The organism is Frateuria sp. Soil773 (assembly GCF_001428405.1).
Taxonomy (GTDB): domain Bacteria; phylum Pseudomonadota; class Gammaproteobacteria; order Xanthomonadales; family Rhodanobacteraceae; genus LMSL01.
This window is the reverse complement of the sequence record NZ_LMSL01000019.1, coordinates 50,983-66,887: the sequence shown is the minus strand read 5'-3', so window position 1 is coordinate 66,887 and position 15,905 is coordinate 50,983. Positions and strand designations below refer to the sequence as shown.

General features: G+C 71.0%; 18 protein-coding genes, 1 tRNA gene and 1 other RNA gene. 13 read left to right on the top strand and 7 right to left on the bottom strand.

Translation table 11 applies throughout. From position 1 onward, the window contains the following. Nucleotides 1–145 precede the first annotated feature (145 nt). The gene (locus ASG87_RS08875; protein WP_056003967.1) at nucleotides 146–544 is read left to right on the top strand and encodes a DUF6165 family protein; all 399 of its coding nucleotides are present in this window, start codon (nucleotides 146–148) and stop codon (nucleotides 542–544) included. Nucleotides 545–733: 189 nt separating this feature from the next. Here ASG87_RS08875 and ASG87_RS08870 read toward each other — a convergent pair whose 3' ends face one another. Continuing rightward, complete coding sequence (locus ASG87_RS08870) at nucleotides 734–1,777, bottom strand: glycosyltransferase family 9 protein (RefSeq protein ID WP_056003964.1); 1,044 nt, start codon at nucleotides 1,775–1,777, stop codon at nucleotides 734–736. A gap of 55 nt (nucleotides 1,778–1,832) precedes the next feature. On the opposite strand from ASG87_RS08870, the gene ASG87_RS08865 reads away from it, so the two are divergent. The 9 genes from ASG87_RS08865 to ASG87_RS08830 all read left to right on the top strand — a co-directional run bounded on the left by ASG87_RS08865 (nucleotide 1,833) and on the right by ASG87_RS08830 (nucleotide 7,639). Next, the gene (locus ASG87_RS08865; RefSeq protein WP_056003961.1) at nucleotides 1,833–2,564 is read left to right on the top strand and encodes a 3-deoxy-D-manno-octulosonic acid kinase; all 732 of its coding nucleotides are present in this window, start codon (nucleotides 1,833–1,835) and stop codon (nucleotides 2,562–2,564) included. Next, nucleotides 2,561–3,319, top strand: coding sequence for an MBL fold metallo-hydrolase (locus tag ASG87_RS08860; protein WP_056003958.1), 759 nt, complete (start codon nucleotides 2,561–2,563; stop codon nucleotides 3,317–3,319). Before ASG87_RS08865 ends, ASG87_RS08860 begins: the two co-directional genes overlap by 4 nt. 247 nt (nucleotides 3,320–3,566) lie before the next feature. Beyond that, nucleotides 3,567–3,659, top strand: a tRNA-Ser gene (locus ASG87_RS08855). Between the two features lie 56 nt (nucleotides 3,660–3,715). Then, nucleotides 3,716–3,812: signal recognition particle sRNA small type (gene ffs, locus ASG87_RS19295), an RNA gene on the top strand. A 264-nt stretch (nucleotides 3,813–4,076) separates the two neighbouring features. After that, nucleotides 4,077–5,777: a DNA polymerase III subunit gamma/tau gene (gene dnaX / locus ASG87_RS08850; RefSeq protein ID WP_056003955.1), complete on the top strand. Its 1,701-nt coding sequence runs from the start codon at nucleotides 4,077–4,079 to the stop codon at nucleotides 5,775–5,777. Nucleotides 5,778–5,817: 40 nt separating this feature from the next. After that, nucleotides 5,818–6,141: a YbaB/EbfC family nucleoid-associated protein gene (locus ASG87_RS08845; RefSeq protein ID WP_056003954.1), complete on the top strand. Its 324-nt coding sequence runs from the start codon at nucleotides 5,818–5,820 to the stop codon at nucleotides 6,139–6,141. 111 nt (nucleotides 6,142–6,252) lie between these two features. Continuing rightward, on the top strand, nucleotides 6,253–6,855 hold the full coding sequence (gene recR, locus ASG87_RS08840; protein WP_056003951.1) for a recombination mediator RecR: 603 nt from the start codon (nucleotides 6,253–6,255) through the stop codon (nucleotides 6,853–6,855). A gap of 7 nt (nucleotides 6,856–6,862) precedes the next feature. Beyond that, entirely contained in the window at nucleotides 6,863–7,276 is a 414-nt protein-coding gene (locus ASG87_RS08835; protein WP_056003949.1) for a GNAT family N-acetyltransferase, read from the top strand. 18 nt (nucleotides 7,277–7,294) lie between these two features. Continuing rightward, on the top strand, nucleotides 7,295–7,639 hold the full coding sequence (locus tag ASG87_RS08830) for a histidine triad nucleotide-binding protein (protein ID WP_056003946.1): 345 nt from the start codon (nucleotides 7,295–7,297) through the stop codon (nucleotides 7,637–7,639). A 57-nt stretch (nucleotides 7,640–7,696) separates the two neighbouring features. Here ASG87_RS08830 and ASG87_RS08825 read toward each other — a convergent pair whose 3' ends face one another. From ASG87_RS08825 to ASG87_RS08810, 4 genes are read right to left on the bottom strand one after another with little or no spacing between them, the layout of a single operon-like run. Further along, nucleotides 7,697–8,278, bottom strand: coding sequence for a Slp family lipoprotein (locus tag ASG87_RS08825; RefSeq protein WP_056003942.1), 582 nt, complete (start codon nucleotides 8,276–8,278; stop codon nucleotides 7,697–7,699). A 52-nt stretch (nucleotides 8,279–8,330) separates the two neighbouring features. Continuing rightward, on the bottom strand, nucleotides 8,331–10,304 hold the full coding sequence (locus tag ASG87_RS08820) for a DUF3488 and transglutaminase-like domain-containing protein (protein ID WP_082582856.1): 1,974 nt from the start codon (nucleotides 10,302–10,304) through the stop codon (nucleotides 8,331–8,333). Then, a complete protein-coding gene (locus ASG87_RS08815; protein ID WP_056003939.1) occupies nucleotides 10,301–11,257 on the bottom strand; it encodes a DUF58 domain-containing protein in 957 nt (318 codons plus the stop codon). Before ASG87_RS08815 ends, ASG87_RS08820 begins: the two co-directional genes overlap by 4 nt. Further along, complete coding sequence (locus tag ASG87_RS08810; protein ID WP_056003936.1) at nucleotides 11,257–12,198, bottom strand: AAA family ATPase; 942 nt, start codon at nucleotides 12,196–12,198, stop codon at nucleotides 11,257–11,259. The genes ASG87_RS08815 and ASG87_RS08810 overlap by 1 nt, the downstream gene beginning before the upstream one ends. On the opposite strand from ASG87_RS08810, the gene ASG87_RS08805 reads away from it, so the two are divergent. Beyond that, nucleotides 12,197–13,828: a glycosyltransferase family 39 protein gene (locus tag ASG87_RS08805; RefSeq protein ID WP_056003983.1), complete on the top strand. Its 1,632-nt coding sequence runs from the start codon at nucleotides 12,197–12,199 to the stop codon at nucleotides 13,826–13,828. The genes ASG87_RS08810 and ASG87_RS08805 overlap by 2 nt on opposite strands. 13 nt (nucleotides 13,829–13,841) lie before the next feature. On the opposite strand, the gene ASG87_RS08800 is transcribed toward ASG87_RS08805, so the two are convergent. Both ASG87_RS08800 and ASG87_RS08795 read right to left on the bottom strand, forming a co-directional pair. Further along, nucleotides 13,842–14,426 carry a Maf family nucleotide pyrophosphatase gene (locus ASG87_RS08800; RefSeq protein WP_056003932.1) on the bottom strand — a complete coding sequence of 195 codons (585 nt, stop codon included), beginning with the start codon at nucleotides 14,424–14,426 and terminating at the stop codon, nucleotides 13,842–13,844. Next, on the bottom strand, nucleotides 14,423–14,878 hold the full coding sequence (locus tag ASG87_RS08795) for a hypothetical protein (RefSeq protein ID WP_056003931.1): 456 nt from the start codon (nucleotides 14,876–14,878) through the stop codon (nucleotides 14,423–14,425). Before ASG87_RS08795 ends, ASG87_RS08800 begins: the two co-directional genes overlap by 4 nt. A gap of 137 nt (nucleotides 14,879–15,015) precedes the next feature. Between ASG87_RS08795 and ASG87_RS08790 the strand changes: the two genes are divergently transcribed. Both ASG87_RS08790 and rpmF read left to right on the top strand, forming a co-directional pair. Beyond that, the gene (locus ASG87_RS08790) at nucleotides 15,016–15,534 is read left to right on the top strand and encodes a YceD family protein (RefSeq protein WP_082582855.1); all 519 of its coding nucleotides are present in this window, start codon (nucleotides 15,016–15,018) and stop codon (nucleotides 15,532–15,534) included. Between the two features lie 34 nt (nucleotides 15,535–15,568). Beyond that, a complete protein-coding gene (gene rpmF / locus ASG87_RS08785) occupies nucleotides 15,569–15,760 on the top strand; it encodes a 50S ribosomal protein L32 (protein ID WP_056003926.1) in 192 nt (63 codons plus the stop codon). The last annotated feature ends 145 nt before the right edge of the window (nucleotides 15,761–15,905 follow it).

Here is a 15,905-nt window from a genome sequence, read left to right as displayed (position 1 = left end):
AACACTGCGAGCGGCAAACTTCTCCTTTTGAGTGCGCTACTTGACGGGGAAGGCTACGGATGGCTGGAGGCGAGGTTATGATGTGCCCTTGTCCCTGGCCCTCACGGAGGGAGGGACTGCGTAATCCCCTTGTCCGGAGCCTTGCATGAGCCTGATCCAAACCCCCGTGTCATACGGCGAGCTGATCGACAAGATCACCATCCTTGAGATCAAGTCGCGGCAGATCCGCGACGAGGCGAAGCTGGCCAATGTGCGCAACGAGCTGGACCTGCTCAATGCGACGTGGGCGAACGATGCGGCGTCGCAGACGGACATCGCGGACGAGCGGGCGCGGCTGTTGGCGGTGAACGAGGAGCTGTGGGACATCGAGGACCGCATCCGGCTGAAGGAGAAGGCGCAGGCGTTCGATGCCGAGTTCATCGAGCTGGCGCGCTCGGTGTATTTCCGCAACGACGTGCGCGCGGCGGTGAAGCGCGAGATCAACCTCAAGCTGGGTTCGCAGTTGGTGGAGGAGAAGTCGTACCAGGATTATCGGGCGGTCTAGTTCCGCGCGGGCGTCGTGCCGTAGGCGGGACGGGCGTGATGCGCCGGTGGACCCGCTTCAATCGCAGCGCTTTTGCGGTATTCCCGATCGGCTCGCTGCGGCTCAAGCATTCTCGCCCGTTTCCCATGCAGAGTGTTGCCCCCACGGTCTCCAGTGCAGGATTCCAGCCTCCTTGCGCGGGGAGCCTTGCTACGGCAGATCGAGATGACGGGCCGCGGCCTCGAAGCGCTCGACCACGTCGTCCACGCCGATCAGCTCCATCACGCCGGGTCGCTCGATCTTGCGGCCCCAGGCGATCTCGCTGGCCGGCTTGCCCAGGTATCGGCGCGCGGCCTCGTCGTATTTGTTCACGCACCAGCGTCGGTCGGAATAGGGGCCGGAGCGGTCGGGATTGCTCGCGGCGTGCAGCCCCAGCACCTTGGTGCCGACGGCGTTGGCCATGTGCATGGGGCCGGAATCGGGGGTGAGCAGCAACTGCGCGCGCCCGAGCATGGCGAGCAGGCGCTTGAGCGTGTCCTTGCCGGTGAGGTCCAGCGGCGCGCGCTTGCAGGCGGCGAGCACCGCATCGGCCATGCGGCGTTCGCCCGGCGACGGGCCGCCGACCAGGGCCACGCGCCAGCCGCGCGTCGCGGCATGGTCCATCACGGCGGCGTAGCGTTCCGGCAACCAGTTGCGCAGGGCGTGGCTGGAGGCGGGGCTGACCAGCAGGGTCGGTGCCTCGCCCGGCAATTGTTCGGCGGCCCAGGCGCGGGCTTCGTCGGGCACCGGGATATCCCAGCGCACCTCGGTCTGTTTCAGTCCCAGTGGCTCGCAGAAGCTTCCCAGTGCATCCAGCACATGCTCGCCGGTGCGCGCGGGGATGCGCTCGTTGACGACCAGGCCATGCAGGTCGCGCGAGCGGGCACGGTCGTAGCCGATGCGGCGGCCGGCCTGGATGCCGAGGCTGAGCAGGTTCGAGCGCATCGCCACCTGCATCTGCAGCAGCGCGTCGAAGCGGCGGTCGCGCAAGGCGGCATGCACTTCGCGCATGCCCGCCCAGCCCTTGCCCTTGTCGAAGGTGACGAAATCCACCCCGGGAAGGTCGCCGACCAGCTTGCGCTCCAGCTTGCCGACGATCCAGGTCAGCGCGGTATCCGGCCAGGCGCGTTGCAGCGTGCGCACCAGGGGGACGACATGGGTGACGTCGCCGATGGCGGAGGTGCGGAGCAGGCAGAGCGAGGCGGGAACGGTCATGGGCTTGGGCTAGAATCGCGGGACTTGGACTGATGGCGCCGCGGCACGGCCGGGCATGAAGATGCAGGAACGAATCCGCGAAGGGGCGGTCGGGGCGATTCTGTTCGACGCCGCGGTGTCCCCACAAGTCGACGACGACTGGTTCTCGCCCGCGTACTGGCGCGCGCAGGGCGGCCTGCACGTCCAGTCGGGCGGGCGCGGCGGCGTATCGGTCATCGCGACGCCGGCGGGGGAATGCGTGCTGCGGCATTACCGCCGAGGCGGCCTGGTGGCCGCCCTGATGGGCGACCGCTACCTGTGGACCGGCGCGGACAGGACGCGCTGTTTCGAAGAGTTCCGGTTGCTCGCGCGCATTGCCGAGCTGGGCCTGCCCGGGCCGCGGGCGGTGGCGGCGCGCTATGTGCGCCGCGGGCCGTTCTATACCGCCGACCTGATCACCGGCCGCATCGCGGACGCGGACACGCTGGCCGCGCGCCTGGCCGCAGGGCGGCTGGATGCCGGGCTGGCGGAGGAAGTCGGCGCGCTGGTGGCGCGCTTCCACCGCGAGGGCATCTGGCATGCCGACCTCAATGCGCACAACGTGCTGGTCGCGCCGGGCGGGCTGTACCTGCTGGATTTCGACCGCGGCCGGCTGCGTCGGCCGGCCGAGTCCTGGCGCCAGGCCAACCTGCTGCGGCTGCGCCGGTCGCTGCTGAAGCTGGGGGCGGCCAGCGAGGGCGAGGCGCGGTTCGAGGAAACGCTGTGGCAACCCCTGGTCTACCGTTACGAGCGTACGCTGGCCGCATGAACTGGTCCCTGCATTTCCTTGGCGTCGGCGCGGCGCATGCCGTCGAACTGGGCGCGTCGGCCGCGGTGCTGGAGCGCGATGGCGAGCCGGTGCTGCTGATCGACTGCGGCCCGGATACGCTGGACCGTTACCTGGCCGCCTACGGCGCGCTGCCGCGCGCGCTGTTCATCACCCATACGCACATGGACCACGTGGCGGGGATGGAGCGCCTGTTCATCCGCCTGTGGTTCGACGAACGGCTGCGCGGCAAGACGCGGGTATTCCTGCACGCCCGCCTGCTGCCGTGGTTGCAGGCGCGGGTGGCCGACTACCCGGGCGTGCTGGCCGAGGGCGGCGTGAACTACTGGGAGGCGTTCCAACTGGTGCCGTGCACGCGCGGGTTCTGGCTGGACGGCTTGTGGTTCGATGTGTTCGCCACCCGGCACCACGTGCCCGGCACGTCCTACGGCATCGCGCTGCCCGGCAGCTTCGCCTACACCGGCGACACCCGGCCCATTCCCGAGGTGCTGGAGCAGCATGCCGGCGGCGGCGAGCTGGTCGCGCACGATTGCGGCCTGACCGGCAACCCCTCGCACACCGGCATCGACGACGTCGAGCGCGAGTACCCGCCCGCGCTGCGCGAGCGGCTGCTGCTCTACCACTACGGCAGCGCGGCGGACGGCGCAGCGCTGCGCGGGCGCGGCTACCGCATCGCGGCCGCCGGCGAGCGCGTGGCGTTGCCCGCGCCGTCGGTGCCGCGGGCCGATGCCGGATAGCGGCCGGGAATACCGCAGTCATCCAAGGGTAGGGCGCATCATGGTGTGCGGCTGCGACCCTTCGCTTCCCGTGTGGAGTGAATTCGCCGGGCGTCGCGGCGGAAGCCGGCCAAAGGCCGGCCGCGGAAGGCCGCGCGTGCGCGTCCGTTTTTCGCCCCGGCTCGCTCTTGTCCCCGCGCGGGGCTCCCGCTATCCTTCCGCTTCTTTGCCGCGGCCTGAGTGCCGGGCAAGGCGGTTTCACCCATGCGGAGAGGTGTCCGAGTGGTTGAAGGAGCACGCCTGGAAAGTGTGTATACGGCTTATCCCCGTATCGCGGGTTCGAATCCCGCCCTCTCCGCCAGTGTGAAACCGCGCAGCGGCCCCGGCCGGTGCGACAGCACGTCTCTATGGTGACCCTGTCGGTCCCCCCGCGACGATAGTTCGTAAACTCCGCCAGGTCCGGAAGGAAGCAACGGTAGCGAACGATTCGGGTGCCGGGGTGTGGCTGGCAGGGTCGCCGCCTTTTGGGCTCCCGATTTGCCCCCATCTGGAATGAGTCAGCGATGACCTGGCGACAGTCCGGACAAGCCGTTTTCGTCCGTCATTCCCGCGCAGGCGGGAATCCCGTGTCCTTGCGTTCCATGGATCGAGGACGCCGGATCCCGGCTTGAGCAGCCCTTCGGCTGTTGAAAAGCAGCGCGCCGGGACGACGGGCAAAATCGGACCTTCCTTAGTGGCACAATCGACCTCCGATCCAAGGCAAGCAGGCTTCCGACGCATGTCCTATCAGGTACTCGCCCGCAAGTGGCGGCCCCGCAAGTTCGCCGAGCTGGTGGGGCAGGAACACGTGGTGCGCGCGCTCACCAACGCGCTGGATTCCGGGCGCATGCACCATGCCTACCTGTTCACCGGTACCCGCGGCGTGGGCAAGACCACCATCGCGCGCATCTTCGCCAAGTCGCTCAACTGCGAGCGCGGCGAGTCGGCCGATCCGTGCGGCGAGTGCGCGGTGTGCACGGCGGTGGACGCCGGCCGCTTCGTCGACCTGCTGGAGATCGACGCGGCCAGCAACACCGGCGTGGACGACGTGCGCGAGGTGATCGAGAACGCGCAGTACGCGCCGGCGCGCGGCCGCTTCAAGGTGTACCTGGTCGACGAGGTGCACATGCTGTCCAAGCCGGCCTTCAACGCGCTCCTCAAGACGCTGGAGGAGCCGCCGCCGCACGTGAAGTTCCTGCTGGCGACCACCGACCCGCAGAAGCTACCGGTGACCGTGCTGTCGCGCTGCCTGAAGTTCAACCTCAAGCGCCTGCTGCCCGAGCAGATCGCTGGCCAGATGCGGCACATCCTCGGTGCGGAAAACATCCCCTACGAAGACGGCGCGATCGGCGAGCTGGCGCGCGGCGCCGACGGCTCGCTGCGCGACGGCCTGTCGCTGCTCGACCAGGCGATCGCCTACGGCGGCGGCACGCTCAGGGCCGACGACGTGCGCGCCATGCTCGGCAGCGTGGCGCGCGGCCAGGTGCTGGGCCTGCTCGACGCGCTGGCGGCCGGCGACGGCGCGCAGCTCCTGGCCGAGTGCGAGCGGATCGCCTCGTTCTCGCCCGATTTCGGCGGCGTGCTCGACGATCTCGCCGCCACGCTGCATCGGCTCCAGTTGATCCAACTGGTGACGGGCTACCGCCACGAAGGCGGCGAAGCCGACGGCGACGACGCGCTCGGCACGCTGGCCGAGCGGATGGCGCCGGAAGACGTGCAGCTTTACTACCAGATCGCCACCACCGGCCGCCGCGACCTGGCGATGGCGCCGGATGCGCGCATCGGCTTCGAGATGGCCATGCTGCGCATGCTGGCGTTCCGGCCGGGCGAAGCGGGCGCGCCCACGCCGGCCGAGCGCGCGCCGCGTCCCGTGCCTGCGCCGCGCCCGGCGCCGGCTGCGCCCGTCGCGCTCGTCACGCCGCGCAACGAGTCGCCGGCCGTCCGCGCGGCGCCTTCGCACGCGCCGCCGGCCCAGCCGGCGCCAACGCCTGCCGCACCGGCACCCGCCGCCGCGGCGCCCAGCGTGCAGGCGCCGGTACCGGCCGATGCGCGCGGCCTGCCGCACTGGGAATCGCTGATCGAGCGGGCAGGGCTGCGCGGCGGCATGGGCCAACTCGCGCAGAACGCCGCCTTGCGCGAACGCGACGGCAACACCCTGGTGCTGGTCGTGCAGTCCATGTACATGGGGCTGGCGGTCGAGCCGATGGTCAGCCAGATGGCCGACCGCATCGGCGACGTGCTGGGCGAGCGGATCAAGCTGCGCTTCGTGGTCGACGGCCAGGGCGCCGCGCAGACGCCGGCGGCCCGCGCGGCGACCGTGCGCGAAGCGGCGCAGTCCGCGGCCGAGCAGGCGATCGAGGACGACCCGCTGGTGCAGTCGCTCAAGCGCGAGTTCGGCGCGCGGGTGGTACCGCAATCCATCAAGCCTTTTGAAAGCTGATTTTTGAAAGCTGATTATCGAAAACCGACGGAGCATCGAGATGAGAGGACAGATCGGCCAGTTGATGCAACAGGCCCAGCGCATGCAGGAAGACATGAAGCGCGCGCAGGAAGAGATCGCCAGGCTGGAAGTCACCGGCAGCGCCGGCGGCGGCCTGGTGTCCGTGCTGATGACCGGCGCGCACGAAGTGCGCCGGGTGCAGATCGACCGCAAGCTGTTCGCGGACGATCCGGAAATGGCCGAGGACCTGGTGGCCGCCGCGATCAACGACGCGGTGAACAAGGTGGCCGAGGCGAGCAAGAGCAAGCTGGGCGGGGTGACCTCCGGCCTGAACCTGCCGCCCGGCTTCAAGATGCCGTTCTGACAGAGCAGGAGTGAGTGGAGAGGAGTGAGGAGCGAGAGCAGGCACCAGCCTGCGCGCCTCTGCCTTTCTCTCGCTCCTCACTCCTCTCCACTCACTTCTCAGACCGTCCCCATGTCATCAGGCTCCCCTCTGCTCGCCGACCTCATCGAAGCCCTGCGCTGCCTGCCCGGCGTGGGCGGCAAGAGCGCGCAGCGGATGGCCTTCCACCTGCTGGAACGCGAGCGCGAGCGCGGGCTGAAACTGGCCGCGGCGATGGAGCAGGCGATGCGGCGCATCGGCAACTGCACGCGCTGCCGCAACTTCAGCGAGGAGCCGGTCTGCGCGCTGTGCGCTGGCACCGGCCGCGACCGCCACGTACTGTGCGTGGTGGAGTCGCCCACCGACCTGGCGGCGATCGAGCAGGCCACCGGCTACCGCGGCCAGTACTTCGTGCTGCTGGGCCGGCTGTCGCCGCTCGACGGCCTGGGGCCGGACGAACTGGGCCTGGCGCAACTGGCCGAGCGCCTTGGCGAAGGCGAGATCGAGGAAATGATCATCGCCACCAATCCCACCGTGGAAGGCGAGGCGACCGCGCACTACCTGGCGCAGTTGGCGCGCGCCGGCGGCGTCAAGCCGACCCGGCTGGCGCATGGCGTGCCGCTGGGCGGCGAGCTGGAGTTCGTCGACCGCGGCACGCTGGCGCATGCGTTCGGCAGCCGGCAGTCACTGGAATGAGGTTGCGATGAGCAAGAGCGAAGCCGTGTTGACCCTGGAGATTCCCGCGCCGGACGAATACCGCGCGCTGCGGACGGCGGCCGGCCTCAGCGCGATGAGCGGGCCGCAGGCCAGCCAGGGCCTGCCGGCGAGCTGGTGCGCGGTGTGCGTGCGCGACGGCGGCGAGCTGATCGGCATGGGGCGCGTGGTCGGCGACGGCGGCTGCTTCTTCCTGGTGGTCGACATCGCCGTGCGCCCGGACCGCCAGCAGCAGGGCATCGGCAAGCGCATCATGGCCGCGCTGATGGAGCAGTTGCATGCGCGCGCGCCGGCCGGCGCGATGATCGGCCTGTTCGCCGACGGCGAGGCCTACCGGCTGTACCAGCAGTACGGCTTCAAGCTGGTGGCGCCGGCGTCGCAAGGTATGCTGTTGCGCCTGTAGGTCCATCGGAGCATCCGCATGAGCGACACCCTTTTCGGCAAGATCATCCGCCGCGAGATTCCCGCCGACATCGTGTACGAGGACGACGAGGTGCTGGCGTTCCGCGACGTGAACCCGCAGGCGCCGGTGCACGTGTTGTTCATCCCCAAGCGCCCGCTGGCGACCCTGGACGATGCCGTCGCCGGCGACGCCGAACTGCTAGGCAAGCTGCTGCTGGCGTGCGCCGCCTACGCGAAGCGCGAAGGCTTCGCGCAGCAGGGCTATCGCACCGTCATCAACTGCAACGAGCACGGCGGGCAGACCGTGTTCCACCTGCACGTGCACCTGCTGGCCGGGCGGCGCATGCATTGGCCGCCGGGCTGAGCGGCACGGCCGCGGTACATGCGAAAACGCCGGCTTGCGCCGGCGTTTTCGTTTCGGTCACTTGTGCGGGTGGGGGTGTACCGTGCGGGGCACCACGATCACGCGCGGCTGATACCAGAACGGGTCGCCCCAGGGGCCCCAGTACGGGCCCCAGCCGGGACCCCAGAACGGATCGTAGTAGCCCGGCGGGTAGCGCACGGCGACGCGCTTGGGCCACAGGTAGACCACGTCGGCCTCGACCCGCGGATAGGCGTAGTCGTAGTCGCCGACCTTCTGCGAGACGGTGCCGTGCAGGGTGCCGGTCACGGTGACTTCGCGGCCGCGGACGAACACTTCCGGATCGTAGAAGCCCTGGTGGCAGGCGACGAAGCGCCCCTGGTTGTCGCCGTTGTCGCCGCTCTTCGGGCGCGCCTGGCTGTCGAGAGGTCGCGACAGCAGGAAGAAGCAGGTCTGCTGCTCGCCCGGCTCGGTCTTGATGATCTCGCCGCCCCAGCGAACCTTGGTGCCGCCGGCGCCGCCCTGCTGGGCGCTGCGGGTGGAGATATCGGTATACGTGCCCTGCAGTGGTTGGGGCACCGTCGCGCAGGCGGCCAGCACGGCGGTGCCGGCGGCCAGGATCAGGGGGCGGTACAAGGACATGGCGGCTTCTCCAGGTGGGGCGGTGGCATGCGATGCGTCACCGTGTTGCGGTTCATTTGACCACGCGGCGCGGCCGAAAATCCCGTGCCGCCCGTTGGAATGCGCGCGCCAGTTCAGGCGGTGGTTCGGCATGGGCGTAGCGCAGGTCCAGGTAGCGTCGCATCAGTCGTTCCAGTTCGCCGCGCTGCTGCGGCAAGGCGCGCGCCGCGCGGCTGAAGTAGTGCTGCGGGCCTTCGCTCGGGCGGCGCACGATGCCGCGGCCGGCCAGCTTCCTTTCCAGCATGCGCATGGCGGCGAGCACCGGGTCGCGTGCCTGCCGCCGGCGCAGCGCCCACAGCAGGCCGATGCCGGCGAACAGCCCGCACGCCGCCGCCAGCAGCGCGCCCAGTGTCGCCGAGTCGGTACGGCGCACGCCGAACGGCGTGAGCAGCCCGCGCTGGCGCAGCGCGTCGAAGCCTATAACGCCCTGGTTCCACCAGCGGTTGACGATGTCCCAACGGTTGCGCAGGTCGCGCAGCCAGCCGCCCCGGTACCAGCCGAGCTGGTTGCCGGCGGCCGCCGCGGCGCCGAGGCTGACCCGCTCCGGGCGGACCGCGGCGGTGGGATCGATGCGGACCCAGCCGCTCCCGGACAGCCAGACCTCGCCCCAGGCGTGCGCGTCGGAATTGCGCACCAGCAGGTAGCTGCCGGTCCTGTTCCAGTAGCCGCCCTGGTAGCCGGTGACCACCCGCGCCGGGATGCCGGCGGCGCGCATCAGCACGGCGAAGGCCGAGGCGTAGTGCTCGCAGAAACCTTCGCGGGTGTCGAACAGGAAATCGTCCATCGCGTCGCGGCCCAGCGGCACGGGCGCCAGCGTGTAGCGGAAGCCGCCGTCGTGGAACAGCGCGAGGGCGGCCTGCACAATGGCGCGGTCGTCGTTGCCGTATCGCTGCCGCCATTGCACGGCCAGGGCGATGGCGCGCGGGTTGAAGCCTTGCGGCAGCCGCAGCCCGCGCTGCCGTACCGGGTCCGGCAGGTCCGGCTGCAGGCGGTAATGCAGGGCCGAGCGCAGGCGATAGGTCAGGGCGTCCTGGCCGGAGCCGGCGCGGCGGAAGATTTCGCGGTCGGCGCTGAGCCGGGCCTGGGACGGGGCTTCCAGCGGCACGTCCAGCGCCGGCAGCACGCGCGTCGCGGCGGATTCCATGGCGACCTGGTAGCCGACCGCATCGGCGGCTACGAGCGGCGCCGGCGCCTGGCGGGTCTCGCCGCGGCGCCATCGGCGGCCGTCGTAGTCCCACATCACGTAGGCGCGGAAATAGCGCGATGCCGCGGGCGGCGGCGCGCCGTCGAAGTTGACGCGCAGCGCCGGGCTGTCGTCGACCAGCAGTTCGGAGAATTCGCCCGGCGACATCGTGTCGCCCAGGCCGGTGCGCGCCTCGCCCGTGTTCGGCGCGCCCCACAGCGGCGTGCTCAGGCGGGGCACCAGCAGAAAGGCGAGGATGGCCAGCGGCAGGGCGGCGGCCAGGAGGCCCAGCCCGGGCAGCAGCGTGCGCGGCAGGCTGGCCGGCGCATGCGCCGGTTCGAGCGCGCGCAGGGCGGCCAGGGCCGGCAGCAGGCCGAGCATGACGAGAATCGTCGCCAGCAGGCCCTGGCCGAACAACAGGGCCGCCATCAGGGCGAAGCAGCCGAAGCCGATGCCGACCCGCGCGTCGCGCGAGGCTTCGGTTTCCAGCAGCTTCAGCACCAGCAGGCCCACCGCCAGCGCCGAGCCGGGCTCGCGCCCGAAGATGGTGCCGTAGCTGAAGACCACGGCACCGGCGAGCAGGGCGATCAGGGGCAGCTTGAGCCATGGCGATGCGCGGCCAGGGCGCCTGCGCCGCTGCCACCAGCGGATGCCGAGCATCGCCGCCAGCGCGGCGGCCAGCCAGACCGGCAGGTGCGGCGCGTGCGCGACGAGCACCACCGCGATGGTCGCCGCCAGCAGGTCGAAGGCGCGCGCATCGATCGCCGGCTCGGCGGATGCGGCCATGCCGCGTGGCGCCGTCATGGCAGCTTCGCCAGGGCGTCCATGCAGCGCGCGTAGTGGAGCGGTCCGCTGCCGGTCGCGATGTGCTGGTCCGGCAGCCACAGGCTGCACGGGCGGCCCTGCGCCAGGGCCTCGCCGAGCCAGCGGGCCAGCCGGGCGATGCGCATCTCGTTGCCCAGGCCGGGCAACTGGCGCCAGTCCAGTCGCCATTCGCCGAGCGTCTCGGGCTGCTCGAAATCCTTGGTCAGCAGGTCCTGCTGCCGTGCGCTGGCCTTCCAGGCGATGTGCCGCCGCGGATCGCCGGCACGGTAGGGGCGAAGCGTGGCGAGGTCCTCGCCCTGGTGCAGGCGGAAACGCTGCCGCGCGTGCTCGGCCGGCGGCCGCGGCGGCGGGCCGCCGAACTCCGGTCGCGGCCATACCAGTACCTGCTGCTGCGGATGCAGCCAGCTCCAGGCGCGGAACAGGCCCAGCGGCCAGTGGGTCCAGAGGCGCAGCCTGGGCAGCGCCTGCCAGCCGCGCTGTGCGGTGGGCAACGGTATCTCCACGCGTGCCTTGCCGCCGTCATCGATGGCGAAAGCCTTGTGCGTGGCGTCGAGGTCGATGCGGATCGCGCTGCGCGGTCGCTGCGATTCGAATTCGAGAATGAGCGCCAGCGTTTCGCCGGCCACCGCGTGTCCCGCATGGATGTGGGTCAGGCGCAGGCCGTCGAGGGCGCGGAAGGCCACCAGCATGCTCGCCACGCTGGCGGCGCCGAGCAGGCAGGTCAGCAGCAGCGCTGCGTTGTTGGCGTAGTTGAGCGCGCCCAGCAGCATCACCAGCAGCAGGACACCGAAGCCGAGGCCGAAACCGGTGGGCACGATGTAGATGCGCCGGCGGTGAAGCTCGATCGGCAAGGCCTCGGGTCGGCGGTGGCGGGTCAGTGCCGGCAGCCGTTGTTCGCCCCATTGCTGGAGGCGGCGCCACGCCCCGCGCATCAATCCACCGCGACGTCGGCCAGCAGCGCGCGGGCCAGCGCGTCGCCGTTGGCGCCGCGCGCCGGCACCAGCCGATGCGCCGCCAGCGGCACGAACAGGGCCTGCACGTCCTCCGGCAGCACGTGGCGCCGCCCGCTGAGCAAGGCCCAGGCGCGGGCGGCGCCGAGCAGGGCCAGGCCGGCGCGCGGCGACAGCCCCACGCGGATGTCGGCGTGGCGGCGGCTGGCCAGCAGCAGGGCCTGCAGGTAATCGAGCAGGGCGGGGCTCGCGGTGACCGCCTGGCTTTGCCGGTGCAGCGCAGCCAGGCTTTCGCCGTCGAGCTGCGGGGTCAGCCGCGCGAGCAGGTCGCGGCGGTCGCTGCCGGTGAGCAGGGCGCGTTCGGCGGCGGCGTCCGGATAGTCCAGCGACAGCCGCAGCATGAAACGGTCGAGCTGGGAGTCGGGCAGCGGGAAGGTGCCGTGCAGGTCGAGCGGATTCTGCGTCGCCACCACGAAGAACGGTTGCGCCAGGGCGTGGGTCTGGCCGTCCACGGTGACCTGGCCCTCGGCCATCGCTTCCAGCAGCGCGCTCTGCGTCTTCGGCGTGGCGCGGTTGATCTCGTCGGCCAGCAGCAGGCCGGTGAAGATCGGGCCGGGATGGAAGCGGAACAGCCCCGTCTCGCGCTCGTAGACGCTGACCCCGATAATGTCCGACGGCAGCAGGTCGCTGGTGAACTGCACGCGCTGGAACTCCAGCGCGAAGCTCGCCGCGAGGGCATGGGCCAGGGTGGTCTTGCCGACGCCGGGCACGTCTTCCAGCAGCAGGTGGCCGCCGGCGATCAGGCAGGCGAAGGCCAGCTTGACCTGGCGCGACTTGCCGAGCAGCACGCGGTTGACCTGGGCGATGGCCGCTTCCAGGCGTTGTGGCAGGGTTTCTTCGGGCAGCGGAGTGGTGGCGGACATGGTTCCCTGGCAATGGACGCAAGCGGCGCGCTGCGGTGATCGGACGAGTGTAGCGGCCGGCCTCGCGCGCTGGCGAGCGGCCTTCGTCATCCTTTTCGCGGCGCTGCTGCTGGCCAAGCTGGCGATCGCCTGCACGCTGTCGCCGTTCGGCGACGAGGCGTTCTACTGGCAGGAGAGCCGGCGGCTGGCCTGGGGCTACAGCGACCTGCCGCCGTTGACGGCGTGGCTGATCCGGCTCGGCGAAAGCGTGGCCGGGCATGGCCTGTTCGGCATGCGCTGGCCCTTCCTGTTGCTGGGCAGCGCGCTGCCTTGGCTGGTGGTTGCGTTGGCGCGGCATGCGTTCGACGCGCGCGCCGGCTGGCAGGCCGGGCTGCTGTGCCTGCTGCTGCCGCTGGCCGGCACGCTCGGCGTGCTGGCGCTGCCGGACGTGCCGCTGACCGTGGCGATCCTGCTGGCGCTGTATGCGCTGCTGCGCGCGATGGCGGAGGACCGTGCATGGCAGTGGTGGTTGCTCGGCCTTGCGCTGGCGGCATGCTGGGTGACGCATTACCGCGCGGCGATGCCGATGCTGGTCGGCCTGCTGCTGTTCGCGCTGACGCCGCGCGGGCGCGCGCAGTGGCGCCGTGGCGGCTTCTGGCTGGCGATGGCGCTGGCCTCGCTCGGGCTGGTGCCGCTGGCGGTATCGAACTGGCAGCAGCGCGGTGCCGGCGTCGCGTTCCAACTGGTCGAGCGCAATCCCTGGCGGTTCCACGCCGACGCGCTGGTGCAGCCGCTGGAGCAGGCGCTGGCGTGCACGCCTTTGCTGTACGCGCTGCTGCTGTGGGCCGCATGGCGTTGCTGGAAGCGCCGCTCGGAAGGGGCGCCGTGGGACGTGTTCGCGGTGGCCTCGCTTGGCTTCATCGTGCTGTATTTCCTTCTGGGCCTGTTCGCCGACGACCTGCGCTTCCGCGCGCACTGGCCCTTGCCCGGCTACCTGCCGCTGCTGGCGGCGCTGCCCGCGTTGTGGCGGGGAACGCCGCGCGGCTGGCGGCGGTTCGTCGCCGCGGCGGGCGGGCTGGCCGCGCTGGGGCTGGCGCTGGGGCTGGGCTATCTCGCGCTGGCCGCCAGCAGCCAGGGCGCCGGCCTGCTGGCGAACGCCAAAGCGTTCCCGGGCAACTTCGTCGGCTGGCGCGAGAGCGCCGCGGCGGCGCGGGAACTGCTGGAACGGCAGCCGGCCGTGCTGGTGGCGGACAACTTCATGCTGGCGGCGGAACTCGATTTCGCGCTGGATCGCGGCCAGCCGGTCTATGCGCTGGACAACCCCCTGAACGTGAAGCACGGCCGCGCGCCGCAACTGGCGATCTGGCGGTACGACGAGGCTGGCCTGCGCGCGGCGCACGCCAGCCAGCCGGTCCTGCTGGCGGTGGACGAGGGCGCCTTGCGCGAGCGGGAGCGCGCCGCCTGGCTCGGCTCGGTCTGCGCGCGCATCGCCGACCTGCGGCCGGTGCGGCGGTTGAGCCTGTTCGGGGGGCGCAAGCGCATCGCGTTCTATCGCGGCACGGTGCCGCCGTCCGCGCTCTCGCCCGGCGCGCCCGCAGCGTCCTGCCTGGTCTGGCGGCAGGCGCACGCGGCCCAGTACGGCGGCGGCTGAGCCGGACGGACGCTCAGGGAAGTTCGAGGCCGGCCTCGCGCAGCAGGCGCGCCAGCGCGATCAGCGGCAACCCGATCAGGGCGCTGGGATCGTCGGTGTCAATGCGTTCGAACAGGCTGATACCCAGGCCCTCGCACTTGAAGCTGCCGGCGCAGTCCAGCGGTCGTTCGCGCGCCACGTAGCGGGCGATCTCGTCGTGCCGCAACGGGCGGAACCGCACCCGCGTCAGGTCGACGTGGGTGGTGCGGTGCCCGTTGCGGGTATCGAGCAGGCAAAGCGCCGTATGGAAGCGCACCTCGCGCGCCGAGCTGGCGGCAAGCTGCGCGCAGGCGCGCTCGCTGCTGCCGGGTTTGTCCAGCAACCGGCCATCGAGTTCGGCGACCTGGTCGGAACCGATCACCAGGGCGTCGTCCAGGCCGTCGCCGGCGGCTTCGGCCTTGGCGATGGCCAGGCGCAGGGCGCGGTCGGCCGGCGCCTCGCCGGCGATCGCGGCTTCGTCGGTGCCCGGGGCGCGCTGCCCGAAGTCGTCGAGCAGGCGCCGCAGCAGCTCGGCGCGGTAGTACGAGGTGGAACCGAGGATCACGCGCGGCCCGCTCATGCGCCCGGCTCGCGGCGGATGTGTTCGCGCATCGCGTCGTCCAGCGCGTGCTGGGCCTGGTCCAGCGCGCGCATCAACGGCTGCAGGCGGTCGCGCGTGCCGCTCATGGCGGCCGCCGCGTCGTCGAGTTCCTGCTGGCTGGCCCCGGGCGAGCGGTCGCGGATCCAGATGCGCTGCTGCAGCAGCGAGCGCAGGCCGGCATCGATCGCGTGACGGGCTTCCTGTTCGCCGGCCGCCGGCAGGTCGGGGTTGAGCGACATCACGGCGTGCGCCTGCTGCAGGCCGCTGCGGCAGGCCTTCAGGTCGGCCTCCAGCAGGTCGGCCAGCCGCACCAGTCGCTGCAGGCTGTCGGTGCGCCGGTCCAGCCGGCGCCGCCGCAGCAGGGCGAAGCAGACCGTTGCCAGCAGCAACAGGAAGAACGCGGCGATGCCGAACGTCAAAGGTCCATTCACGGAGGCATTCGGCGGGAGCGAAGGGGAACGGCAGTCTGCCGCAAGCGGCGGGCCGCAGGCAAAATGCCTGTCCGGCGGGGGCACGGCACGGCGGCCCGGTTGACTTGGGGCCACCGCAAACTTAAGATTTCGCGATTATGTCCGTGACACTGCCAGAGTCCGTGGACGCTTGGCGCATGGTCTCGGCGCGGCGTTCTTTCGCCGGGGCGCTGCCCGTTTCCGCCATGCCGCGCCTGTGCGAGGCCCTGGCGGGCACCGAAGGGGCCGTGGAATACGTGCTGGATTTCGGCCGCGACGAGTTCGGCACGGCCTACCTCGACGTTCGCGTCAAGGCGCCGCTGACCATGCTCTGCCAGCGGTCGCTGGAGCCGTTCGTGCTGCCGGTGGCGATCGAGAGCCGGCTGGGCCTGATCAGGGCCGAGCGCGAGGAGGCGGCGTTGCCGCCGGGTTCCGAGCCGCTGCTGGTCGGCGAGGACGGCAAGCTGAATCCGGCCGAGGTGATCGAAGACGAATTGCTGTTGGCGCTGCCGCTGGTCCCGGTCGATCCGGACAGCGCGCTGCCCGATGAAGTGGTAGGGCCCGGCCCGGAGGAGTCATCCGACGGCGAAGGGCGTTCCGACAATCCGTTCGCGGTTTTGCGCGAACTGAAGAAATAACCCAAGAAATTAACGATTTCGCTGGAGAACCATCATGGCCGTTGCCAAGAGCCGCAAGACCCCGTCCACCCGCGGCATGCGTCGTTCGCACGACAAGCTGCAGACCGTGCAGTTGTCCACCGACCCGACCAGCGGCGAGGTGCACCTGCGCCACCACGTCACCGCCGACGGTTTCTACCGCGGCAAGAAGGTGATCCAGACCGCCGCGGTGGTCGAAGAGGACTGATCGGTCCCCGCCAGGGGCCCGAATCCGCAAGGCGGCGCGGCGACGCGCCGTTTTGCGTTAAGGCGCACGTGAACGTAACTTTGCGGTCTGGCCGCGGCGTCGCCCGCCCACGCGGCGCGACCTGCCGGCCCGACCTCACCGACGG